Raw genomic sequence first — 26458 nt, forward strand, 5'->3', positions numbered from 1 at the left:
CTAACGCTAGTGGGAGTTAATATCTATGTTCGTTTGCACAGATGGACACCTAATTTACCTTCTATAAGATTTATTTACAATTCAGATTTAATTCACTACGAAAGCAAGCGGAAAACTAGCAATTTCGAGATGAATCTCACATTTTTTACATATTTTTACAAAAAATCAATTTTAAAGTAGATAAATAGCAAAAAAATGCAAAAAAAGTTTGAATTGAGTGAATTTTGCAAAATATAAATCGTGACAACTTTCATTATAATGAACATATCTTGAGGAAAGAAAGTAGGTTAGTAGATGAAAAAGAAAATGTTTCGAAATGTTACAACATTAGCATTAACAACAGGACTTATAAGTACTACAATGACACCAGGTTCCTTTTCACAACAAGTTCATGCACAAGCAACATCAAAGGTCGAACAAGTATTAGCAAATCTTACGCCCCAGCAGCGTGAGGCAATTAAGCAATTGAAATTAAGTGATAAAGCAGGGCTCCAATTATCTACTGAAGTCGATCAAACAAGCGATAAGCTTACGTCTGTCATTGTCGAGTTTAAGGACAAGCCTAAACAGACTGCTGTCTTAGAGGCTGCGTCAAAAGGGGAAGCGCTTACATCTGAAGACGCACAAGCGAAAGTTGACGCTTCACACGAAACATTCCAAAAAGATTTAAAAACAATTTTTAGCAGTGAACTAAAAGAAAAGAAAAATCCATACTCAATTAAACGTTCATATAAAAAAGCATTTAATGGGGTTGCAATGACAATTCCAGCTAACAAAATAAAACAACTACTTAAATCTAGTGCAGTACAATCTGTCTATAGTGATTTACAAGTTCAAGTAGAGCCACCGTCAGTCAGCGAAACATCAACAACAGGTAAGCAAGCTGCAACTCATACAATGGTGACATTCCCAGGAGTTGAAAAGCTTCACGAAGAAGGTTTTACAGGAAAAGGCGTAAAAGTAGGGATTCTTGATACTGGAATTGACTATAATCACCCAGATTTAAAAGGTGCCTTTAAAGGTGGTTACGATTTCGTTGATAATGACAATGACCCAATGGAAACAACATACGCAGATTGGAAGAAGTCTGGGCAAGATGAGTTAGGCTCAAATGGAGAAGCGTATTATACTGAGCACGGAACACATGTTGCTGGTATTATTGCTGGACAAGGGAAAAATGATGGAGACCTTTCAGTAACAGGTGTTGCGCCGGGGGCAGATATTTATTCATATCGTGTTCTGGGACCATATGGAGGTGGTTATACATCAGCTATTTTGGCAGGACTTGATAAAGCAGTATCGGATGGAATGGACATTATTAACATGTCTCTTGGTGCAGATTACAATGATCCATTATATCCTACTTCAATTGCCGTTAACAATGCTGTTCTTGCAGGTGTAACTGCGATTGTCGCAGCAGGAAACTCTGGGGATTCAATGTATTCACTTGGTGCTCCTGGTAATTCACCTTTAGCCATTACAGTTGGAGCTTCCGATACTTCTGTCTCTATTCCGACGTATACAGGAACATTAAAACCGTCAACTGGTGATGTTACAGCAGATTTAAAACTAGCGGCTCAAGGCTTAGGGGATAATATAGCAGATTTTGATGGGAAAACTGTGCAAATGGTTAATGCAGCATATGGCACTGAAGGTTCGTACTGGACTGGAAATACCGGAACTTCTACACCAGTAGATGTAAAGGGGAAAGTAATACTGGCGCAAAGAGGTAGCATCGGTTTAACTCAAATCATAGCAAATGCGAAAGCACGTGGGGCAATTGGGGCTGTATTATACGACTCACCTGTTCCTAACGGTGATGTATACCTAGGAGAAGGTTACGGCTATATTCCGACATTTCTAATTAGTAATGCTCAAGGAAAAGCCTTAGCTGCGAAGTTACCATCAAGTAGTAATACAACTTTAGATTTTACTTTTAGTAATATGAAACAATTAGTCACAACAGGTGATAAATTAGCCCCATTTAGCTCACGTGGTCCATCTCGTGTGTTATATGATATTAAACCTGAAGTAACAGCTCCTGGTGTATCTGTATTCTCTACTGTTCCTTCTTATATGCACGGGGCAGATCAAATCGGAAATTATAATTATGCTTACGAGCGTTTATCTGGAACATCGATGGCAACGCCAAATGTTGTAGGCGTAGCAGCTTTAGTCAAGCAGGCGCATCCTGACATGACTCCATCAGATATTAAAGCGACGCTGATGAATACGGCAGATCCATTATCAGATAAATATAGTGTATATGAAGTTGGGGCAGGACGCGTAGATCCATACAATGCGGTTCATGCTCAAACGGAGATACAAGTTAAAGACAAAACTTCAACGGTAAAAAGTGTAACAAATAGTATAACAACTTTAGCAGATAAGGGAATTAAACAAATAAAAAACATAACCGGTGCTTTAAGTTTTGGTGAACAAGCCGTTGAAGGTAAAAATCTGACAGATCAACGTTCAATGACTTTATTTAATAAATCTTCTGTTGATAAAACATATGATGTAAAAGTTCAGTTTCAGACGTTAGATGCTCGATTTACTGACGATTCTAGAGCAGACCAAGATGCTGCTGCAAATGGTGTGTCATTAGATGTGAAATCATCTGTAAAGGTAAAAAAATATAGCAGTGCGAATATGGATGCTACGATCAATGTGCCTAAATCTGCCAAACTAGGAACATATGAAGGATATATTGTTTATACAAATCAAAACAATAAAAATGAAACATATAAAGTTCCATTTGCAATTCATACAGTGAAAAAAGGAATTGAGTATGTGACAGGAAATCCATCAGCTTATACAATACCATATGAAGCTGGAAGTAATGCAACAAGATGGTCTATCGGCGCAAACTTTAAATTGAATTCACATATGCGTTATTTTGATTTCTTCCTTGTGGATCCAAAAACAGACAAAGAAATTGGTTTCTTAGGTACAGCGGATGGAATGGGAGCAGACGAGAATATTGATTATTATTTCAGAGGTGTGCTGAATGAAGGGAAATATTATCCTTTAACTGATAACCCAGACAATCCGATTGCATATGACTTTAAACGCACGGAGCCTGGATTATATAAAATTCGAATGGTTGGCACAAACGATCAAGGTGAAACTTTTACATCAGATGCACCGGTATACTATGGAGAAAGAGAGCCAAAGGTAACGATGAATAACGTGAAAGCTGGAGGAATTTACGAAACAGCTAATCCAACTGACACAAAAGTTACTGTATCAGGAAATGTATTTGATAAAGATATCGATGAGATGAAAGCAGCAGGTATTACTGCATCTCAAGGAGATACTAATTTTACGTATTATAATCCTGCTAATTCTTCAGAAAAAAGTATTCCGCTAGATGCACAAGGAAATTTCAATGCAGAAATTCCATTAAGTACATCTGGTCCAATTGTGAATGCTATTACTGAATATGACTTCACAGATTATAGTAAAGCAACTGTACGAAACTATGGTAGTGTAATAGATGCCTATTTTGTAAGAAAAGGAACGGCGTATACAACAGCAATTGCAGATAAGCAACGTGTAAACATGGGCGATTCTACGACTGTAACGTTCTCAACAAAAAATGTGAAAACAAACGTAAAGAAAGCAACTTACAGTTTTACTTATCCAAATCAGTACATTGATGTAGTAAATGTTCAACCAAATGCTGCATTTAAAGGCAAGCTAGATGTTCAATATACGAGTGTTAATCAAGGTGGCGGTAGAACGTTAATGACCATTACTGCATCAGCAACAGGAGACCTTGCGAATACGGGTATAGCTGGAGACGCATCATTAGTAGACGTAACATTCAAAGCAAAAGATCTATACAACAAAGCTCCAATGACACTTTACAGTCCATCTGGTACTAGATTCTTTAGCGCTGTTTATACAAATGTGGATAATAGTACAGTAACGACACAGGGGATTCAACCATATTTCTATGTGACACCAACCTATTCATTATTGAGAGCTGGTGTTGAAGCAGAAGGATTAATGATGTTTGGTGGTTTAGAGCCAGAAATGAAACAACTTGACTATAGTAAAACAGGTACAAAAATTAGTGTGAAAGACTCGTCTGGTAAAGAATATGGTGTAACGGATCAATTTGGTTATTCTTCAACAAATCCGTGGGCAATTAGAACAAGGTTGCCCATAACAGATGATAATTTTAATTTGAAAATTGATGTGCCAGGTCACTTTACAGTATCGAAAGACTTTACAATCGGATTAAAAGAGGATGGAAAAGTAACAGCAGGATCAAAACCAGTTGATTATGATTATATCCCTGGTGGAGATGTAAACAAAGATAACGTCATTGATGTAAATGATGCTTTATTTATTCAAACGTATTGGGGTACGAATAAGCGTGATGCTGATATTAACTTTGATGGCGTTGTTGATGCAAAAGATATGCAATATGTTATTAATAATTACATGATGCAAAATCCATGGAATGATAATTCTCCAAAAGCAGTTAAGAAATATAAAGGTAAAACATTAGATGATGTATTGCAAGCACTTGGTCTAGAGTAATTTAAATAGGACTAGAAAACGGTAATCTCTGAAGAGGTTACCGTTTTCAGGCTGTTGAAAAAAGAAGTTGTCAATTAAATAAGTAATGTCTTGTTGATTTCCACTACAGGGTGCTCGCTTTCCATGGGGCGAGACCTGAGCCTCCTCGGCGCGCCGAGGCCACTGAAAAAGTAAATTTTGTTCAAATTTTACTTTTTACGAAAAATCAATTCCCATAAAAACCTCGATTTTTATAGATAAAGTGGGGATGACACATTACGTTTTAACCCATTTTTGAGACAAAAGTGGGGATGGGAATTTTAGGGAATTGAACTTTTTCAAAAATCATAGAGTTTTTCAGCAGCCTCGGCGCGCCTGCGGGGTCTCAGCCTTCCCGCTAATCCCATAGGAGTCGAGCACCCTTTCGTTCCAATCAACATATTCATAAAAAATGTTTATCTTTAAAGTCTCTAATATATACGTTCCAAGGAAGAGTAATTAAAATGCTCAAACTCAAATAATGATGATAAAACTACAATAAAAATCAATCAATAAATCAAAAAATAAATCTCCTACGCCCTCAAAGTATGGTTCCAAAAATATATGTTTAATAAACATAAGTATTTCAACAAAAATTGCAACTTTTTTATCAATAGAGTTCATTTAATCTACTTTTTTACAATATTTACTGTTTTATATTTCAACACTCTGAAAATGGTAATCTCTAAAGAGGTTACCGTTTTTTTTTATTCATTGTGCTAAAACGAAATCAGAATCTATATATGAGTACTAATCTCAACAATTTGTTAAAAAGAAAACTAAAGTATATGGGATATAATAGATTTTTTTCTAAATTTTTACAAAAAAGTCAATGCTGAGCAAAAAAACAGAAGATTTTTGTAAAAAAAAGTAGAATTGAATGAATTTTGCAAAATGTCGATTGTGGCAACTCTCCGTATAATGAATCTATCAAAGGAAAGATAGATAGAAAGATAGAAAGATAGAAAGAGGGTTATTAAATGAAAAAGAAAATGGTAAGAAATGTTACTACTCTAGCATTAACAACAGGTCTTATTAGCACTGCGCTTTCACCGGTTTCATTTTCACACAATGTTCATGCTCAGTCGACTTCTAAGATTGATCAAGTACTAGCAAAACTTACGCCACAGCAGCTTCAGGCAATTAAGCAATTGAAATTAACTGACAAAGAGGGTCTTCAATTATCTTCGGATGTTGATCAAACAAGTGACAAGCCTACATCTGTCATTGTCGAGTTTAAGGACAAGCCTCAGCAGACTGCGGTTATAGAAGCAGCATCAAATGGTGATACGCTTTCAGCAGCGGATGCGCAAGCAAAAGTGGACGATTCACATGAAACATTCCAAAAAGATTTAAAAACTATTTTCAGTAGTGAATTAAAGGCAAATAAAAATCCATATACCATTAAACGCTCATATAAGAAAGCATTTAATGGGGTTGCAATGACAATTCCAGCTAACAAAATAAAATCACTTCTTAAATCGGGAGCAGTACAATCTGTTTATAGTGATTTACAAGTTCATGTAGAGCCACCGTCGATTAGTGAATCTTCAACATCAGGAACGCAGGCTGCAACTCATACATCTGTTACTTTCCCAGGTATCGAAAAACTTCATGAAGAAGGCTATACAGGAAAAGGCGTAAAAGTTGGTATTCTTGATACTGGTATTGATTATAACCACCCTGATTTAAAAGATGCGTTTAAAGGTGGTTACGATTTCGTTGATAATGACAATGATCCAATGGAAACAACATATGCAGATTGGCAGAAGTCTGGTCAGCCTGAATTAGCATCAAGTGGAGAAGCATATTATACTGAACACGGGACACATGTTGCGGGTATCATTGCTGGACAAGGGAAAAATAAAGGCGATCTTTCAGTAACAGGCGTTGCACCGGATGCTGATATTTATTCTTATCGTGTTCTAGGAGCATACGGGTCTGGTTCAATGTCTGCAATCTTAGCAGGACTGGATAAAGCAGTATCTGATGGAATGGACGTTATTAATATGTCTCTTGGTGCAGATTACAATGATCCATTGTATCCTACAACGATTGCCGTTAACAATGCTGTTCTTGCAGGTGTGACAGCAGTTGTTGCTGCAGGAAATTCAGGAAGTAGTATGTATACGTTAGGTGCTCCAGGTAACTCGCCTTTAGCGATTACAGTTGGGGCAAGCGATACTTCTGTGAACATTCCGACTTATACAGGAACATTAAAAGCGCCTACGGGTGATGTTACGGCAGATTTAAAACTAACAGCTCAAGGTTTAACGGATAACGTAGCGGATTTTGAAGGGAAAACAGTGCAATTAGTCAATGTATTATATGGCACTGAAGCTTCGTATGCGGGTGTTGATGCAAAGGGAAAAGTTGTATTAGCGCAACGAGGTAGTGCTTCTTTAAGCCAACTTATCAGTACAGCTAAAGCACATGGAGCAATCGGTGCTGTATTATACGACACACCTGTTCCTAACGGTGATGTGTACCTTGGAGCAGGGTACGGATATATTCCGTCATTTTTAATTAGTAACGCACAAGGAGCTGCTTTAGCTGCCCAAATAGGAGGATTGAAAACTGCTGGTGCTTCTATGGACTTTACATTTAGTAATATGAAGCAAGTAGTCACAACAGGTGATAAATTAGCGTCATTCAGTTCACGTGGTCCATCTCGCGTTTTATATGATATTAAACCTGAAGTAACAGCACCTGGTGTATCTGTTTTCTCAACTGTACCTTCTTACATGCATGGGGCAGATCAAATCGGAAACTATAATTATGCTTATGACCGCTTATCTGGAACATCAATGGCAACGCCTAACGTTGCAGGGGTAGCAGCTCTAATCAAGCAAGCGCATCATGACATGACGCCTGCAGATGTTAAAGCAACGCTGATGAACACAGCAGATCCACTATCTGATAAATATAGTGTTTATGAAGTTGGGGCTGGACGTGTAGACCCATACAATGCTGTTCATGCACAAACGGAAATTCAAGTAAAAGATAAAACTTCAACAGTTAAAGATAATTCAACAAATTATGGTGGGGAAACTTTAGCAGATAAGGGCATTAAACAAATTAAAAACATTACTGGTGCAGTTAGTTTTGGTGAACAAGCCCCTGCAGGGAAAAATCTGACAGATTCACGTTCAATGACTTTATTTAATAAATCTTCTGTCGATAAGACATATGACGTAAAGGTTCAGTTCCAGACGTTAGATGCACGTTCTACAGATGATTCTAGGGTGAGCCAAGATGCAGCAGCTAATGGCGTTACATTAGATGTGAAATCATCTGTAAAAGTCAAAAAATACAGCAGTGCAAATATGGATGCAACAATCAACGTTCCGAAATCTGCAAAACTAGGAACATATGAAGGATATATTGTTTATACAAATCAAAACAACCCGAATGAAACATATAAAGTTCCATTTGCGATTCATACAGTAAAAGAGGGTATTGAGTATTTAACAGCTAATCCTTCAGGAGCTTATACAATACCTTACGAATCAGGAAGTAATTACACTAGATGGTCATTAGGCGTAGACTTTAAATTAAATTCACATATGCGTTATTTTGAATTCTTCCTTGTGGATCCAAAAACAGACAAAGAAATCGGATTCTTAGGCTCAGCCGATGGAATAGCAGCAGATGAGAATAAGGATTATTATTACAGAGGTGTTTTAAACCAAGGCCAATATTATCCATTAACTGGAAATCCAGACAATCCAATTGCGTTTGATTATAAAGAAACGGATCCAGGATTATATACAATACGAATGGTAGGAACGAATGATAAAGGCGAGAATTTCACAGCCGATACACCAGTATACTATGGAGTGAAAGAGCCTAAAGTTACGATGAATAACGTGAAAGCTGGAGGCATTTACGAAACAGCTAATCCAACTGACACAAAAGTGACTGTATCAGGAAATGTATTTGATAAAGACATCGATGAGATGAAGGCAGCAAGTATTACTGCTTCTCAAGGCGATAATACTTTTACGTATTATAATCCTCTTAATTCAGCAGAAAAGAGCATCCCACTAGATGCACAAGGAAATTTCAACTCAGAAATTCCTTTAAGTACATCTGGTCCAATTGTGAATGCCATTACAGAGTATGACTTCACAGATTATAGCAAAGCAACTGTTCGAAATTATGATAGTGTGATAGATGCTTATTTTGTAAGAAAAGGAACGGCTTATACAACGGCAATTGCTGATAAACAACGAGTAAACATGGGCGATTCTACGACTGTAACGTTCTCATCAAAAAATGTGAAAACAAACGTAAAGAAAGCAACGTTCAGCTTTACTTATCCAAATCAATACATTGATGCAACAAAAGTTCAACCGAATGCGGCATACAAAGGTAAGATAGATGTTCAATATACGAATGTTGATCAAGGTGGCGGAAGAAACTTAATGACGATTACTGCTACTGCGACCGGGGATCTTGCGAATACCGGTATTACTGGAGACGCATCGTTAGTGGATGTAACATTCAAGGCAAAAGATCTTTACAACAAAGCTCCAATGTCATTTTACAATCCATCTGGTACTAGATTCTTTAGCGCCGTTTATACAAACGTAGACAATAGTACAGTAACGACACAAGGGATTCAACCATATTTCTATGTGACACCGACATACTCACTGATGAGAGGTGCAGTTCAGGCAGAAGGATTAATGAAATTTAATGGTTTAGAACCTGAAATGAAACAACTTGACTATACTAAAGCTGGTACAAAAATTAGCGTAACAGATTCAAAAGGTAAAGAATATGGTGTGACGGATCAGCTAGGATATGCTGACACAGCACAATCTGCGTTCAGAACGAGATTACCATTAACTGATGACACATTTACACAAAAAATTGATGTGCCAGGGCACTTTACATTTACGAAAGATTTTACAGTAGGCTATAAAGAGGATGGAAAAGTGACAGCTGGATCGAAACCAGTTAATTATGAATATGTTCCTGGCGGAGATGTGAATAAAGATAATGTTATTGATGTAAATGATGCGTTATACATCCAAACATATTGGGGAACAAATAAACGTGATGCTGACATTAACTATGATGGTGTTGTTGATGCAAAAGATATGCAATATGTAATTAATAACTACATGATGCAAAATCCATGGAATGAAAATTCTCCTAAGGCAGTTAAGAAATATAAAGGTAAAACATTAGATGATGTTTTACAGGCACTTGGTCTAGAGTAATTTAAAAATTTAAAAGATGACAAGAAAATCGGTAATCTCTAAAGAGGTTACCGATTTTTTTATTTATTCTTCTATATCAACAGGTGAATGAATCCGATCTTTGTACAAATCAAAATACAATTGACCATTTGTACCACGAACACAATATGAAACATCAGCTAAAATCAAACCTCGTTGCTCTAATTCAGTATTTAACCAATCAGTAGTTAAATGATTTTGAGTAATGTTTTTATTAATCAGTTCACCATCCATAATGATTTCAATAGGGAAGTCTGAATGTGAAGGACTAATAATCCCCAAATCTTCTTTAGTTACAAATCGATGTGATGGTTTCTTTAATATAGATAGATGTCCGTCAGGTTCAAAAATAGCGTACTCTACCTCATCAATATCAAATATATCTCTTCTCCTTAGTGCTTGATTTAGTGAATCCATTGTAACTCTTAACTTTTCCAAGTTTTTTTCAAGTATTTTTCCATCTTGTATAACTACCGTAGGTTCTCCATTAAATAATGCTCTGGCATTTCTATTTTTTAAAGAAACTAAGGTAGCAAGGAATAAAAATGCACTGAAAATTATTAATGCAGTAAGATAGTTACTAAATCTTATAGAAGTATTAAAAGTTAAATTGCCTGCAATAGATCCTAATGTAATTGAAGTAATATAATCATGATAAGTCATTTTTGAAATCGTTTGTTTTCCAAGTAAATGAGTAATACAAACTAGTAAAACAAATGCTGAAAAAGTTCGTATGATGACTTCTAAAGTTCCAACCATTACCCTCACCTTTATCTTTTTTCTTACTATTTTTTTACATAAACGATATAGAAAATACGTAAAAGTAAATTCTTATAAAAAGTTATGAAGAAATTTCTTAATGGGTTAGAGTTTTTTCTAGTTAGGAAAATTCGATGAAAGAGAAAAACAGAAATATCCTGATCTTTTCTAATTTAAGAAAAGAGAAGTTAATCCTGTAAAAAGTAATCTAAAATAATTGACCAATATATAACCATTCAAAATGACAATCTCTTAAAATACAACATTAAAAGTTAATCAAGTAATTAAATTGAATAATAAAAACTAGATTAGATTTAAAAATTGAAATTATTTGTTAACTATTGTCGATAAATATAGATAAAATGACAGAATTTTTGGAAATATCAAATTAATCAACTTTCCATATAATCAATTTAGGATGGGAAGTCGATTATGGGGGGGAGAAATTTATTAAGTTGTCTTTAACTTTAGGAAGATGAAAAAAATGATGATCGTTTGACATTGTGTTAAATAGGAGGAGTTTTACAGTACATATTCTTTCTGTTCTAAGGTCTTTTGGACAAGTACCGAATGGAACAAGAACAGAAAGTCGTTCAAAGGATAATGCTGTACTTAGATTAAGTTACACCAGAACACATTAGCGGAACTAAATCAGATTGCTACAAATGACTTGATTAATAGTATTTAAATTTCATCTGATATTGACCAAAGTTAGGGTACCCATTCATTTTTGATAGCTTTAATCATTTTAACGTTCAGGGGGAAAGTTATGAAAAAAGGAAATCTTAAACGTGTTTTAACGGGCACGGTCATTACTAGTATGTTATTTTCTACCGGCATTCACTATAAGGCGAATGCTGAAGAGAAAAGTCAGAATAATTCGAATAGTGTAGAGAAGATGTTAGCAAGTTTAACAGATGAACAAAGAATGGCACTGAAACAACTTGATGCATCACCAGGATTCGTTATTTCGCCGGATATAAACCAAAAAACTTCTGAATTGGTCAATGTAATTGTTGAATTTAACGAAGCACCTGCAAAGGTAGAGGTATTAAAACAGGCAGTGAAAGGAAGACGGCTATCTCTTTCTACCGCAAAAACACAACAAAGTAGCGATCATACTAAATTTAAACAAGAATGGAATAAAGTAAAGAGTCAGAATGAACGAAAAGCAGATAAAATGAAAGATGCTAAAATTACAAGAGAATACAACGATGCATTTAATGGTGTAGCAATGACTTTGCCAGGAACAACAGTTCAACAATTACTAAGCACTGGAGTTGTCAAACGAGTTTGGAAAGATGGTCAAGTGAAGCTTGATGAGCCAAAAGTGGCTGATGAAATGCAAACGTCTACTCCAACAAAAGTAGATGATAGCCTTCCACAAATCGGTGCGGACAAGCTTCATGATGAAAATATTACTGGTAAAGGCGTCAAAGTAGGGGTTATTGATACAGGTATTGACTATAATCATCCTGATTTAAAAGGAATTTTTAAAGGTGGATACGATTTCGTTGATAATGATTCGGATCCGATGGAGACAACGTATAAAGATTGGAAAACTTCTGGACAGGCAGAAACGGATGCAAATGGTTCAACGTATTATACAGAGCACGGAACACATGTATCTGGATCAATTGGGGCACAAAAGAAAAACAACTCGCCGTCAGCTGTTATGGGTGTAGCTCCAGACGTTGATCTTTATGTATACCGAGTATTAGGTCCATATGGTAGTGGATCAAACGATGCGGTTATGGCTGGTATTGATAAGGCTGTAAAAGATGGAATGGATGTTATCAACTTATCTTTAGGATCTAGCGTTAACGATCCACTTGAAGCAACATCGATTGCGATTAACAATGCAATGCTTTCAGGTACTGTTGCTTGTGTTGCAGCAGGTAATGCAGGTCCTGATGAAAAAACTCTTGGATCTCCAGGTGCAGCTGCCTTAGCGGTAACGGTTGGAGCGAGTGATGTATCGCAAACGATTCCAACATACAATGCAAGTGTTGGTGACCAAAACTTCACAAATATGCAACTTTTAGCACAAAATTATTCAGATAAATTAGAAGACCTTCAGAATACGACTTTACAGTTAGTTGATGTAGGTTTAGGAACAAAAGCTGATTATACGAATAAAGATGTAGCTGGTAAAGTAGCGTTGATTCAACGTGGAACGTATACTTTTGATGAAAAAGTCCAAAATGCAAAGGCAGCCGGAGCGAAAGCAGCAATTGTGTATAACAATGTTGATGGCAATATAGATGCATTTATTGGTGAAGGAACAAATTATATCCCTTCGTTCCGTATCTCTAAAGCTGACGGTGAACGTTTAAAAGGACAAAAAGAAATTACATTCCAATCATTAGGAAGTCTGAAAACAGAAGGAGATCACTTAGCAGATTTTAGTTCAAGGGGACCTGCTGAAGGGAATGATGATATCAAACCAGATGTTGTAGGACCTGGTGTATCAATATTCTCTACTCTTCCTATCTATATGAATAACAAGAACGACGATACGAATTACGATATGGCATATGGTCGTCTTTCAGGAACATCAATGGCTACACCTCATGTTACTGGATCTGCAGCATTAATCTTGCAAGCGCACCCTGATTATACACCATTTGAAGTAAAAGAGGCATTAATGAATACAGCTGATAAAATGAACGGCGATTATTCTGTTAATGAAGTAGGAGCAGGGAGAATTGATGTGTATGAGGCAGTTCATTCTGATACTTTACTGAAAGTTATGGACAAAACGAAGAATGAAGTAGATGGCAATTTAGTCGATATCGATGAAGAAACCGGATCAATTACTTTTGGTACTCACTATTTAGTAGACGCTAAGAATATTCAAGACAGTCGAAAAGTAGTGGTTGAAAATCGTAATAAGCAAGATCTGAAGAAATTCGATATAAGTGTTAAGCTATTACCAGCTAAAGGTGAAGTTCAAGATGGCGCAAAAAATGGTATAACAGTAAATGTACCAAGTACTATATCTGTAGATGCAGGAAAATCTGTAGAAATTAATCCAACAATTAATGTACCAAAACAAGCAGTAACAGGAAGATATGAAGGATATATTTATTTTGTCAATTCAAACAATAAAGAAGAAAATTATCAAATCCCATTTGCAATTAATATAAAAAATAGCAAAGGGTTTGATTATATGCACGTGAGTAGGCCAATGATGTCGGATAACCCGGAAAATATACATCCTATGGCACAACTATATGAAAATGTGTACTTTAAACTGTCAAGCCCAGCAACAACGATCGATGTGTTAGTGAAGGATGGAAATACAGGAGAACCAATTGGACTTGTAGGAACTTTTGCTGCAAGTAATTTATTGACAGGTAAGGATTATTACTCAGAAGCTTTAGTTACTGGTGTAATTTATCCATTTACAAATGATAAAAAACGACCTATTTCCGATCAAAAGGTAAGGCTGCCTGAAGGAGATTATACTCTTGAAATGGTTACACATGATGACCAAGGAAAATCATACAGCATGGATTCTAACTTTACAATTGACAATACTCCACCGAAATTAGAAGTAGATATGAAGCCAGGTATTTATGAAGTGAACGATTCAATGTATACGACAGAACCTGGATATAATGGACCAGCAATCTGGATTCATGGTAACATATTTGATTCAGGTGTTGATCGACTGAAACAGAAAGGTTTAAATGTTGATCAATCGATTAATGGTGCACTAAATTTTGAATATAGCGTATATAATTATCGTCTACTTTCAATTGATCCGGATGGTAGCTTTAGATTCCCAGTAACTAAGACTGAGGTTGACGGAGTAGGTTTTGTAGATTCGAATTTATTTGCTTTTGATAACGGAACAGCAGCAGAATCATATCCAAAAGGCATTAAGCGTTACCAGTTTATTAAAGCAGGAACAGAATACGCAGTTCCAACTTATAACAAAGACAAGATTAAACTGAGTGACGAAATTACAATGACATTGAACTTAAACAATATTAAGCAGCTAGCTTCTGGAGAGTTCACTTTGCCTTTTTCTAATAACAATTATTCAGTCCAAAGCGTAAAAATCAATGATGCATTTAAAAAATATGCTGAGGAAAAAGGGGCAAAAGTTAACTTAACAGCACCAGTTTTGAGTACAGGTTCTGTAAAAGTAGGAGCTTCTATTGATCAAGGAAGTTTAACAATTGATAAAGACTTACCTTTCTTAGATGTTACACTTAAATTGACAAAAGATAATCTATATTTACAAGAAGGATATGGATTTGATGTATCATCGTTTAAATATAAAAAAACAGCAGATGCAACTACTACTAACTTAATTAAAGTATATAAAGATAAACCATTTTATGTATTACCGAAACAATCGACGGTAAGCGGAGTTATGGCACCTGAAGCTTTTATGAAAAATGGACAAATAAATTCTGCGGTAGACTACTCTAAGCTTGGAGCAATCGTTTATGCACAGGATGCAAATGGTAAAACTTATGATGTAAGTAGTATTACAAAAAGTTCTTACTTTACATTTAATAACCTGCCTTTTTCAGATAAAGACTATGATATCTATGTGAAGGTGCCAGGACATCTAGCAAGTAAAGTATCAACAAAATTAGCAAGAAACTTCGATGGTGAACTTGCAGGGGCTCAAAAGTTAGTTGAGATTGACAAAAACAATGCGGGTGATGTAAATGGCGATAATGTCATCGACGTAATGGATGCGATTTATATTCAAACTTATTGGGGAACGAATAAACGTGCTGCGGATATTAATTTTGATGGCGTAGTTGATGCGAAAGACTTTGCATTTGTAGAGAAAAACTATTTAATGCAAAATACTTCAATCGCAAATTCACCAGCACCTAAGAAGAAATACAAATCTGCTACTTTAGAGAGCATTAAGAAAGAACTTGGAATTAACTAATGTAAAAGACGAATCATTTAAAAATATTTCTTAGTTTTATTGGCTCCGGTTGTGAACCGGAGTCTTTCTATATCTATAGCAGATTCAAAATTTGTTAATAAATAATACTAGTTTTTTACTTGTACATATGGTTACAAAAAAAATAAGATAAAAAAGAGGAAAATTTTTACAAAAATATAATTAGATAATAGATAGTACATTTGATAAATATAGTCGATTGGAGGATATGAAAGTGCATTTGTTCGTTTATCCTTTATTACTAGTGTTTTTATTTTTAACTTCAATTATTTTAATTCTAATGATCATAAATTAATGTGTTGAAATTTATTCAGTTATTTTCCTCTTAACAAACCGTAGACAGAGAACATTATAAGATTTAGGTAGTCTTAAAAAATGTTTAGGCACATTATAAGGCTACCAAAGTATAAAAGTAGAATGTCGTCATACTGGATCTCTTTCTGATAGACAAATCGTGAAGAAAATGAAACCGATACTCATGACAGCTTATCATTTTTTTGTTTTATTCTTCCACAATTAAAAGTTATAATAGAATAAAAAAGAAACTCCGGTTCTTATAGAGAGACATAGAGGTGCGACAAAATGCTAAAAACGTTAGACAATTCATTAGAGCTATTGAAATGTTTTACAAAGCAAAATCCTTCTTGGGGTGTTCGAGAGTTATCTAAGGAAATGAATATGAACCATTCAGTCGTTTATAGAATCTTATCTACGTTTGAGAGTCATGGTTTTTTATCTCAGAACTCAGAAACAAAGAAATATGAACTTGGAATTCGTTTTCTGGAATATGGTCATATTGTTCAAGAAAAAATGAATCTTTCAGATTACGTCTATCCAATTATGAAAGAGCTTTCAGAGGAAACAGAAGAGTCTACTTTTTTAACGTGGCTAGATGGAGCAGAGGGTGTCACAGTAGAAATTGCTGAAACTGAAAAAAGAATTAAATTTGCTGTTTCGATTGGAACGCGAACCGTCCTATACGCAGGGGCGTCTAGTAAAGTTATGATGGCCTATCTCCCAGAAGAAAAAAGAGCAGAGATTATTAATAAAGGGTTACAGGCATTTACAAGTAAGACAATTCTAGAACCTGAAAAATTGATGGCTGATTTAGAAGTAATTCGAGCAAAAGGTTGGTGCTACTCAATCGGCGAATATTCTGAATCTATATTTGCTTTAGCTGTCCCATTATTTAACAGTAATAATGAAATCATTGCTTCATTAACAATAGGGGGACCAGAATATCGAATGCCTGAATCAATTGTTCCTGAAGTATTACCGAAGCTCCAAAAAGCCGCGAAGAAAATCCAAAGCTACTTCTCTCAATATAATATGGGAACTCAAAATAGTTACATATCAAGATGAATTATATTATTGAATTAACTTTTTTCTAAATATGGCAGAGTTAATTTAGTATGAATTCGTATATTTATATAGATAACGCTGAAATGCACCACGAATGTTAGTACATCTAACATTCGTGGTGCATTTTTTTTTATGACTAAGTGATGAACCTTAAACCAATAAAGTCATGTTGTTTGCTCAAAAAAAAATTATTTGCAAGCATGTTGGATAGCGAGCATTCATTTTTCGTTACCAGAGTCTGGAAGAATATTAATATTGAAAATTTTTAGATTATTATATATAATTAGTTTATAAAAAGAAACAGTGTTTCTAATATAGAAACAACAAAAAGCGATGGAGATAAATGGGGGGATATTTGAGCTGTACCAAAACTGAAAACCATCTAAAAGTGGGCATAACATTTAGTAACTTATAGAGAGAGTTTTTATTGGATAACTTTGGAGAATTTAAATGGGGGGATTTTTTATGAACGACAAAAAGAAGCATCCAAGTATTTTTGAACCCTTTGCACTTTTCTTTAATATTGTAACGAGTATTATCGGAGCAATCATTGGAATGCAAATCATTACAACGCTTGGAGTAACACCTAGTACATCAATTGTTGGTGCACTTGTTGCCATGTTGGTAGCTAGAATTCCAGGAGCAATGTTTAAAAAATACAAATCGATTCATCGACAGAATTTAGTTCAAACTTCAATTTCTTCTGCGACGTTTGGAGCAGCTAACAGTTTGTTAATACCAATAGGAATTCCATTCGTTATGGGGAACTCAAAATTAATTGTTCCAATGTTGATTGGTGCTGCGTTAGCGATGTTTGTTGATGCTGCTATACTTTATAAAATTTTCGATTCTAGGCTATTTCCAGCTTCTGAAACATGGGCACCTGGTGTAGCAACTGCTCAGTCAATTTTAGCTGGAGATAAGGGAGGAAAACGTGCTGCACTTTTAGGGGTTGGTACAGGGATTGGATTAATTGGGTCTTATTTCGGTATTTCGATGTCTGCATTCGGTACAGCATTTATCGGTAATATATGGGCGCTGTCGATGTTTGGGATTGGTTTAATGATTCGCCAATATTCGATTCCTTGGTTTGATTTCGATATTAATCAACATTACATTGCTCATGGATTCATGATCGGAGCTGGAATTGTAGCCTTATTCCAAGTTTCATTGCTGATTTTTGGGAAACAGAAGAAAAGTAATGAGAATTTCCAGACTAGTAAAGCAGAGAAATCAGTTGAGGATACTTTAACTAGACCGATTAAGGAAGCGAGACGCGCATTAGGCTATGGGTTTATTGCATATCTCATTATAGCCCTTCTGATTGCACTTACTGGTGGACTTATTACGAAAATGTCCATAGGGATGTTGCTTGGTTTTATGTTATTTGCAGCTTTTGCAGCATTTGTACATGAGTTAATTGTTGGGATTGCAGCTATGCATTCTGGTTGGTTTCCGGCCTTCGCAGTTGCATTTATTACGCTTCTATTTGGAATGTTAATCGGATTTCCACCTGTGGCACTTGCACTGTTAGCTGGGTTCAGCGCTGCTACTGGCCCGGCCTTCGCCGATATGGGATATGATTTGAAAACTGGTTACATTCTTCGAGGTAATGGTGAAGACAGAGAATATGAATTACAAGGAAGAAAGCAACAATATATTACTGGGATGATTTCATTTGGGGTTGCTCTTTTAACAGTACTTTTCACTTATAAAGGGTATTTCGCTCAAAATTTAGTGCCTCCAATTGATGCCGTGTATGTTTCAACAATTAAAGCAGGCGCATCTCCTGAGGTAGCAAAACAACTTTTACTTTGGGCGATTCCAGGTGCGATTCTTCAATTAATTGGTGGTCCTGGACGACAGTTGGGTGTTTTATTTGCAACCGGACTACTTATTTTAAGTCCAAATGCGTGTTGGGCTGTCCTGTTAGGGATTTTAATTCGAATTGTTGTATTAAAGGTAAAAGGGAAAGAAGCAGAAGCGCCAATGAGTATTTTAGCCGCGGGCTTTATTGCGGGTGACGCACTGTATAGTTTCTTTAATTCTATGTTTAAAATTAAAAAGTGAGGCGAAATCAATTGGCAACTATAAAATTAGATGAAAAAATGGTGGAATATGCAGTTTATGGAGGCGCAGTTCTAGGCGGCGGCGGTGGCGGCTGGATTGAAGAAGGTCTTAAAATTGGTAAGTTGGCTCTTCAAGTTGGCCAGCCGCAACTTCTTACAATTGATGAGCTTGAAGATGACGATACGCTTGTAACTGTATCTTTAGTAGGGGCTCCTGCTGCAAAGGATCAATTTGTTAAACCAATTCACTATGCTCAGGCATTAGAGCTACTTTCAAAAAAAATTGAAAAACCAATCAAAGGGATCATAACGAATGAGAACGGTGCAGCAACTTCTGTGAATGGTTGGTTTCAAAGTGCTGTAACGAATATCCCGGTGATTGATATACCTTGTAATGGACGAGCACATCCAACAGGCTCGATGGGTTCATTAAATTTATCTGAGCTTACTGATTATGTATCCCACCAAGCTGCAATTGGTGGAAAAGATGACAGATATGTCGAGGTGAGTATTTCAGGCTCTCTTGATAAGGCATCTAATATGGTTCGAAAGGCATCAGTTGAAGCAGGTGGAGTCGTTGCCGTTGCTAGAAATCCTGTGTCTGTAGAATACGCAAAGCAAAATGGAGCACCTGGTGCAATCAGACAAGCAATAGAAGTCGGTGAGGCTTTATTAAGCCATGAAGGTGAAGCTGCAATTGATGCGGTCGTTAAAAAGTTAGGTGGAAAAGTGATTACAACTGGAATTGTCACTGATTTTCAACTTGAAACAGCGGGCGGATTTGATGTTGGAACGGTCTGGATCAATGATTCCTATGAGCTAACATTCTGGAATGAGTATATGACACTAGAAAAAGATGGTGAGCGATATGCAACTTTCCCAGATTTAATTATGACTTTTGACGCAAAAACAGCAAAACCAATTGTGTCCGCGGCGATTGAAAAAGGACAGCATCTTTCAGTAATCGCAGTACCGAAAGAAAATTTAATTTTAAGTTCTACAATGAGCAACGAAAAACTACTAAGACAAATTGAAGGTATTATTAAAAAATCAGTTCTTTAATACACAAAGTATTAATGAGACGGGGGTTTTTATAATGGCACTTAAACAAACACTAACTGTAATTGATTTACTAGATAATGCATATGTAAATGGGAAAAAAGTAAAGGAATTATTTACTTCATATCCTAATGTTACAGTAGAAGTAACAACGGTATCAGGAGAGCAAGGTAGTACAGATTTTATTAAAGTAATGATTCCTGGAGTAGAAGGAAAAAGTAGGGGTGGTGTGGCTCCTACTATTGGAATTGTAGGTCGTCTTGGTGGTATTGGTGCACGCCCTAGCCGTATTGGACTAGTTTCTGACGCAGATGGTGCCATTGCGGCAATTGCTTCTGCTTTAAAATTAGCAGATATGCAAGTAAAAGGGGATGCCTTAAAAGGTGACATCATTGTTACAACTCATATTTGTCCAGATGCACCAACTCTTCCTCACGAGCCTGTGGATTTTATGGATTCACCCGTTGATATATTAACAATGAATAAATATGAAGTTTTACCTGAAATGGACGTTGTTTTATCTATAGATACTACAAAAGGTAATCGAGTTATTAATCATAAGGGAATTGCGATATCACCGACTGTAAAAGAAGGGTATATTCTTCGTGTCAGTGACGATTTGCTTCGAATTATGGAAATGACAACAGGTCAGCTTCCTGTTACGTATCCAATTACAATGCAGGATATAACACCTTATGGAAATGACATCTATCATATTAATTCTATTCTACAGCCGTCCGTTGCTACAGATTCACCTGTTGTAGGTGTAGCAATTACAGCGCAATCAGCTGTACCAGGATGTGGTACAGGAGCTAGTCATGAAACAGATATAGCATTAGCAGCTCGATTTGCGATTGAAGTTGCAAAGGAAATAACAAATGGTACTTGCAAATTTTTTGATGAAACTGAATTTGATAAAATTACGAAACTCTATGGTTCTATGAAAATCTTACAAACGATGGGGAATGAAGCTATTCATTGATAGTAAGTGATATGTCCACTTGCCTTGTTTATGGGAGGAAGTAGTAGATGGCAAAACTAGGAATGATTACAATCGGTCAAGCTCCGCGTCAAGATGTTGCACCAGTTATTGAAAAATATATAGATGGCCGATCTGAATTAGTTCAGGTTGGAGTATTGGACGGTTTGAAGAAGGAATATATTGAAGAACATTTGTCACCTGAAATTGGCGATTATGTATTAACCACTCGTTTGGAAAATGGTGATTCTGTAATAATGTCCAGGGAAAAAATACAACCTATTTTACAACAAAAGATCAATCAATTGGAGAAGATGGCAATCAAGCAAATCCTACTTCTTTGTACTGGCGTATTTCCAGGAATACACACAACATCATCCTATTTGATTGAACCAGATAAAATTATTCCTCCTGTCGTTAAATCAATAGTTGGTCAGCGTCGATTTGGCGTTATTTTGCCTTTGGCAGAACAGGAAGAAAGTTTAAGGAGTAAGTTTTCATCGTTTGGAATGAATCCATATTTTGCGGTTGCTTCTCCTTTTAAGAATGACTTGAAAAACTATGAAAATGCAGGAAATGAACTGAAGGATAAAGTAGATATTATTTTACTAGATTGCATGGCATATTCAGAGCAGTCAAGAGAATTAGTTTCCAAATTAACCGACCTTCCCGTGATCGTATCGAATGTAATGATGGGAAAGTTAATTTCAGAAATGATTTAATCGTTTCAGCAACCTTAGCTTTCGCATAAAGTAATTACTTACCCCAAAAAAGAAAAAAGCGCTATTCTTTCTGTCTATTTTTAAGAAAGAATAGCATTTTTTTATGAAGAAGTTTTTCGATAAATTATTACATTTATTTCCAATAGCTAACAACTTCATTAAAATGCGAATAGAAAACGCCAATCAGCTGTTAGGGCAGGGATTGGCGTTTGTTAATTCTATTAAGAATATTTATTTTAACTAGATTTATAAATAACATTAAATAAACTCTTTGTTGAAAATTATCGATTTATATTTGGTGGTTGAATGATTTTGTCAAAATAGCGAATCAATCAACTCTCATTATAATGTGATTAGAATTTTAAGAAAATTAAAAATAAATAACCTGTTTTGTATTCAGAAGGGAGAGTACTAATTCAATGAAGCAACATAGTAACAATAAAAGAAAAAATGCTTTTAATGTAGTAATGAGTCTAGGCGTAATATTAGGAACAGTGACTCCACTAAACTATCATTCTGTTGTAAAAGCCGAATCGAGTGTAGAATCACAAGATATTTTATCGCATCTAACTCAGGAGCAACGTTCTGCATTGAGAAAGATGGAATTAAATGATAGTACTGGCCTTAAGCTTAATCCAAGTATTGACCTAAATAGTGAAAAAGAAATTTCAGTCATCGTTGAATTCAAGCAAAAACCTGAAAAAGTTGCGCAGCTAGAAGCAGAGGTAAATGGAAAAAGCTTAACTGCAAGTAAGGCCAGAAGCTTACGAGATAAAGACCAAGCTACATTTCAACAAGATATAAAAACAATTTTTAAAGAAGATATTCAAAAGAAGAAGTCTTCATTTAAAGTAAAGCGTATCTATAAGAATGCCTTTAATGGGGTGGCTATGACGCTCCCTGCAAACAAGGTTAAGAGCTTACTAACTTCTAATGCTGTTAAAGCTGTTTGGAGCGACGAAGCAGTACAACTTGATCTTCCTAAAGAGGAAAATATAACAAAACAGGATGCAACTTCAGTAAACATCCCGGGCGGAAACTCGTATCTCGGTGTTGATAAATTACATGATGAGGGCTATACGGGTAAGGGAGTTAAAGTCGGTGTTATTGATACAGGAATTGACTATAATCATCCAGATTTAAAAGGTGCCTATAAAGGCGGATATGATTTTGTAGATAATGATGCAGATCCAATGGAAACGACCTATACGGATTGGAAGAACTCAAAGAAAGCTGAAACTACCAATGGTTCAACGTATTATACGGAACACGGTACACATGTCTCCGGTATGATTGCAGGACGTGGCGTAAACAATAGTGAGTATGCGACGACTGGTATTGCACCTGACGCTGACCTTTATGTATACCGTGTACTTGGTCCATATGGTTCAGGAACAACCGACGCTATTTTATCGGGTATCGATAAAGCTGTTGCGGACGGAATGGATGTCATCAACTTATCATTAGGTGCTGCTGTTAATAATCCACTATTTCCAACAAGTATGGCAGTGAATTATGCTGTTTTAAGTGGCGTAACAGCGGTTGTTGCAGCAGGAAATTCAGGTAGTGATTTGTATACTTTAGGATCACCAGGTGCAGCTGCTCTGCCAATTTCAGTTGGTGCAAGTGATGTTCCAATTAACATGGAAACATTTACAATCTCTACAGGAGGCGTAGAGTCTGTACAAGCTCATGTACGTTTAATGGCTAAAGCTTATTCAGATAATATACCTAGTTTAAATGGGAAAACATTTCCTATTGTAGATGTTGGAGTTGGTAGCTCAAGCAACTACTTGGGTAAGGATGTGAAAGGAAAGTTCGTACTTGTTGCTCGAGGTTCAATTACTTTACAAGATAAAGTGAAGTATGCACAGCTAAAGGGAGCAGCTGGAATTTTGATGTATAATGACAATCCAGATGAAGGGCTTATCCCTTACTATCTTGGAGAAGGTACAGCGAATATTCCAACATTCTCGTTATCAAATGCTGATGGATTAGCTTTATTAAAACAAGTACAAGCAGGAAATACATCGTTTACGTTTACAGAAATGGATAAAGGAAGCCTAGAAGGAGACACGTTAGCAGATTTTAGTTCTCGTGGTCCATCACGTATCAATTATGATATTAAGCCTGAGATTGTAGCTCCTGGTGTTTCGATTATGTCAACAGTGCCATCTTACATAAATAGTAAAGATAATCAAAGCAACTACCAGTATGCTTATCAAAGATTATCAGGTACTTCAATGGCATCCCCTTACACTGCGGGTGTTGCAGCGGTCATGTTGCAAGCAAATCCTAATCTTCAGCCAGAAGATATAAAGTCGATTCTTATGAATACGGCTGATGAATTGAAGAAACCATACAGCGTATTTGAAGTTGGGGCAGGTCGAATTGACCCTTATCGAGCAGTCCATACAGGGATGGAGATTGAAGTTATAGATAAAACGCCAATTATTAGTAATGGTGAAGAAACATCTATTCAAGAAAAGACAGGCGGAATTAGTTACGGTTCGTTTGGAGCTTCCGGTAATGACATTTTAGAGAGCCGTAAAATTAGTCTAACTAATATGGAAAATGAGACTAAAACCTTTAGTGTAGATGTACAATTCCAAACTGGTGTAAGAGGTTCAAAGGATGCAAAACAAAATGATGTACATGTTATTACAGATTCAGAGATTAAGGTGAAAGGGAACAGTCAAAAGCAGACGAGTGTGTCTATTTTTGTTCCGAAAACAGCTGAGAATGGTACATATGAGGGGTATATAGTTTATACAAACAAAGCAAATCCAAAAGAGACGTATAAGATTCCTTTTGCAATTCGGACAGTTGAAGAAGGAATGGGTGATTTATCGATTGCTAATCCTTCTATGTCTACCGTATCAAATGGAGCTGATCAAATATACCCAACAAATTTACTGTTCGGTTTCAATGTAAAGTCTCATATAAAAGTGATTGATGCAGTATTAGTGGATGGGAAAACAGGAAAAGATCTTGGCTATATTGGGCAGATTGATGGAATAGCGGTCAATGAAAATGTAGACTATGGATGGCTTGGTTATGATGGATCGTATTTTCCATTTACAGGAAATAAAAATCAGCCAATCTCAGATAAACTTATCAAAGCGTCGCAAGGGCAGTACAAGCTTAAATTAATTGGTACAAACGATCATGGTAAAACATTTTCAATCGAAAAAGATTTTTTTGTAGATAACACAAATCCGGATTTCCAAACGAACGTAGATGATAAAAATGTAATAGAATATCCTGTCAATCAAACGTCTTATCCAATAAAGGCTACAGTTATTGATCATGAAGTGGCAGAAATGCAAGCTCTTGGCTTTGATATCGATCAATCTAAAAATAAAGTAGGATTTACTTATTCTGGTTTTTCAGGTTACCCTGACTCTATAAAACAAGTAGATACTAACGGAAAATTGGAATATGACCTTCCACTAGATAATCGTAAAGATGTTATTACTGCATATATAGATGGTCTTGATGCTGCGAACAATAGGAAGAGTCGAAAAACAGTTTATTTTTTGAAAGAAGGTACAACTTATTTAACAGGTGAATTGGACAAAGATGTAGTAAGACCAGGGGATACGGTGAAGTATTCAGTAACTGCACAAAACCTCAAAAATTTTAAGCAAGTACAATTTAGACCTTATATCGATCCTAAGCAAGTTGAAGTTGTAAAAGTAGATGTACGTCCTGAACTCTCTAAATATGGTTCAGTCGATTTGAAGCATGAAACTAGACCAGTGAATGGTGGAATGTATTCAAGTGAAATCTATACATTGACGATGGATGGTACTCAGGAAGTGACAGGTGATATACCAATGGTTGATGTATATCTAAAGATAAAAGAAGGCAATCAGTCGGATTCAACTGGATTTTTAAGTTTTGCTTCAACTTTCTATGATACAGCAGGAAAATGGGTATCACCTCAACCTTTCTTTAACTACAATGGGATTAAAATAGCTCAAGATAAATCAACTGTATCAGGGAAGGTCATTTCTCAAGGATTACTCACTGAGAGCAATGCATGGAATGGGGCATTAGATTACTCGAAAATTGGTGGAAAGATAAAGTTAGATGATTCTCAAGGAACTATATTAGAACAAAATTTAAACTCTAATAGTACATACAACTTTGGAGATGTACCATTAAATGCTAAGGGATATACCGTATCAATTGATGTGCCAGGACATTTCACCTATTATGACACGGTTAGTACAACAACTAAAAAAGGAAATCTGTTATCAGGTATAAATGCATCAGTTAGCGATGCGTACGTGATTGCAGGAGACGTAAATAAAGATAACGTTATTGATATTTTGGATGCTGAATATATAAAAACTTATTGGGGAACTAACAAGCGTGCAGCAGACATTAATTTCGATGGTGTTGTAAATGAAAAAGATATGAAACTCGTAAAATTAAACTATTTAAAGCAAAATTCAACATTAGAGTATCTACATCCAGGTTCATCACCAGAGGCAAAGAAAAAATATAAAGGTGATACATTAGAATCAATTTTAAGTGAGCTTGGTGTTAAATAGTATTTAATGTGAAGCTGGTTCAATGAGAAAGTAATTTTCCAAAGAACTAGCTTCAACTTATCGCTAATTGTTTCTTTATTAATTAGTTTTTTTAGCAGACGAGTTTAGTTGAAGATGATTATTTATTCTATAGATTTTCTAATGCATATAATCAAATCTGAATTTCGTTTGAAAGATTTAGGT

General features: G+C 35.8%; 10 protein-coding genes. 9 read left to right on the forward strand and 1 reads right to left on the reverse strand.

Going from position 1 to position 26458, the window contains the following annotated elements; genetic code table 11:
• Window positions 1-294 precede the first annotated feature (294 nt).
• Window positions 295-4554 carry a S8 family serine peptidase gene (locus AB1282_RS09195; RefSeq protein ID WP_429898928.1) on the forward strand — a complete coding sequence of 1420 codons (4260 nt, stop codon included), beginning with the start codon at window positions 295-297 and terminating at the stop codon, window positions 4552-4554.
• Window positions 4555-5552: 998 nt separating this feature from the next.
• Window positions 5553-9803 carry a S8 family serine peptidase gene (locus AB1282_RS09200; protein WP_429898929.1) on the forward strand — a complete coding sequence of 1417 codons (4251 nt, stop codon included), beginning with the start codon at window positions 5553-5555 and terminating at the stop codon, window positions 9801-9803.
• A gap of 63 nt (window positions 9804-9866) precedes the next feature.
• Here the strand turns inward: AB1282_RS09200 and AB1282_RS09205 are convergent, their stop codons facing one another.
• A complete protein-coding gene (locus tag AB1282_RS09205) occupies window positions 9867-10580 on the reverse strand; it encodes a DUF421 domain-containing protein (RefSeq protein WP_429898930.1) in 714 nt (237 codons plus the stop codon).
• Between the two features lie 769 nt (window positions 10581-11349).
• Here AB1282_RS09205 and AB1282_RS09210 point away from each other — a divergent pair.
• The 7 genes from AB1282_RS09210 (at window position 11350) to AB1282_RS09240 (ending at window position 26275) form a co-directional block, all read left to right on the forward strand.
• A complete protein-coding gene (locus AB1282_RS09210) occupies window positions 11350-15504 on the forward strand; it encodes a S8 family serine peptidase (protein WP_429898931.1) in 4155 nt (1384 codons plus the stop codon).
• Window positions 15505-16104: 600 nt separating this feature from the next.
• Complete coding sequence (locus AB1282_RS09215; protein WP_429898932.1) at window positions 16105-16884, forward strand: IclR family transcriptional regulator; 780 nt, start codon at window positions 16105-16107, stop codon at window positions 16882-16884.
• 465 nt (window positions 16885-17349) lie between these two features.
• The gene (locus AB1282_RS09220) at window positions 17350-18954 is read left to right on the forward strand and encodes an OPT/YSL family transporter (RefSeq protein WP_429898933.1); all 1605 of its coding nucleotides are present in this window, start codon (window positions 17350-17352) and stop codon (window positions 18952-18954) included.
• 11 nt (window positions 18955-18965) lie between these two features.
• Entirely contained in the window at window positions 18966-20015 is a 1050-nt protein-coding gene (locus AB1282_RS09225; protein ID WP_429898934.1) for a DUF917 domain-containing protein, read from the forward strand.
• A 34-nt stretch (window positions 20016-20049) separates the two neighbouring features.
• Window positions 20050-20994 carry a DUF1177 domain-containing protein gene (locus AB1282_RS09230; RefSeq protein WP_429898935.1) on the forward strand — a complete coding sequence of 315 codons (945 nt, stop codon included), beginning with the start codon at window positions 20050-20052 and terminating at the stop codon, window positions 20992-20994.
• A 47-nt stretch (window positions 20995-21041) separates the two neighbouring features.
• The gene (locus tag AB1282_RS09235; RefSeq protein WP_429898936.1) at window positions 21042-21713 is read left to right on the forward strand and encodes an AroM family protein; all 672 of its coding nucleotides are present in this window, start codon (window positions 21042-21044) and stop codon (window positions 21711-21713) included.
• Window positions 21714-22132: 419 nt separating this feature from the next.
• Window positions 22133-26275, forward strand: coding sequence for a S8 family serine peptidase (locus AB1282_RS09240; protein WP_429898937.1), 4143 nt, complete (start codon window positions 22133-22135; stop codon window positions 26273-26275).
• Window positions 26276-26458: the final 183 nt, after the last annotated feature.

The organism is Gottfriedia sp. S16(2024), assembly GCF_050473765.1.
GTDB lineage: Bacteria > Bacillota > Bacilli > Bacillales > Bacillaceae_G > Gottfriedia.

Coding starts and splice junctions, on each gene's coding strand:
- AB1282_RS09205 (WP_429898930.1), bottom strand. CDS start 10,580: ATGGTTGGAACTTTAGAAGTCATCATACGAACTTTTTCAGCATTTGTT.
- AB1282_RS09240 (WP_429898937.1), top strand. CDS start 22,133: ATGAAGCAACATAGTAACAATAAAAGAAAAAATGCTTTTAATGTAGTA.
- AB1282_RS09200 (WP_429898929.1), top strand. CDS start 5,553: ATGAAAAAGAAAATGGTAAGAAATGTTACTACTCTAGCATTAACAACA.
- AB1282_RS09220 (WP_429898933.1), top strand. CDS start 17,350: ATGAACGACAAAAAGAAGCATCCAAGTATTTTTGAACCCTTTGCACTT.
- AB1282_RS09230 (WP_429898935.1), top strand. CDS start 20,050: ATGGCACTTAAACAAACACTAACTGTAATTGATTTACTAGATAATGCA.
- AB1282_RS09215 (WP_429898932.1), top strand. CDS start 16,105: ATGCTAAAAACGTTAGACAATTCATTAGAGCTATTGAAATGTTTTACA.
- AB1282_RS09210 (WP_429898931.1), top strand. CDS start 11,350: ATGAAAAAAGGAAATCTTAAACGTGTTTTAACGGGCACGGTCATTACT.
- AB1282_RS09235 (WP_429898936.1), top strand. CDS start 21,042: ATGGCAAAACTAGGAATGATTACAATCGGTCAAGCTCCGCGTCAAGAT.
- AB1282_RS09195 (WP_429898928.1), top strand. CDS start 295: ATGAAAAAGAAAATGTTTCGAAATGTTACAACATTAGCATTAACAACA.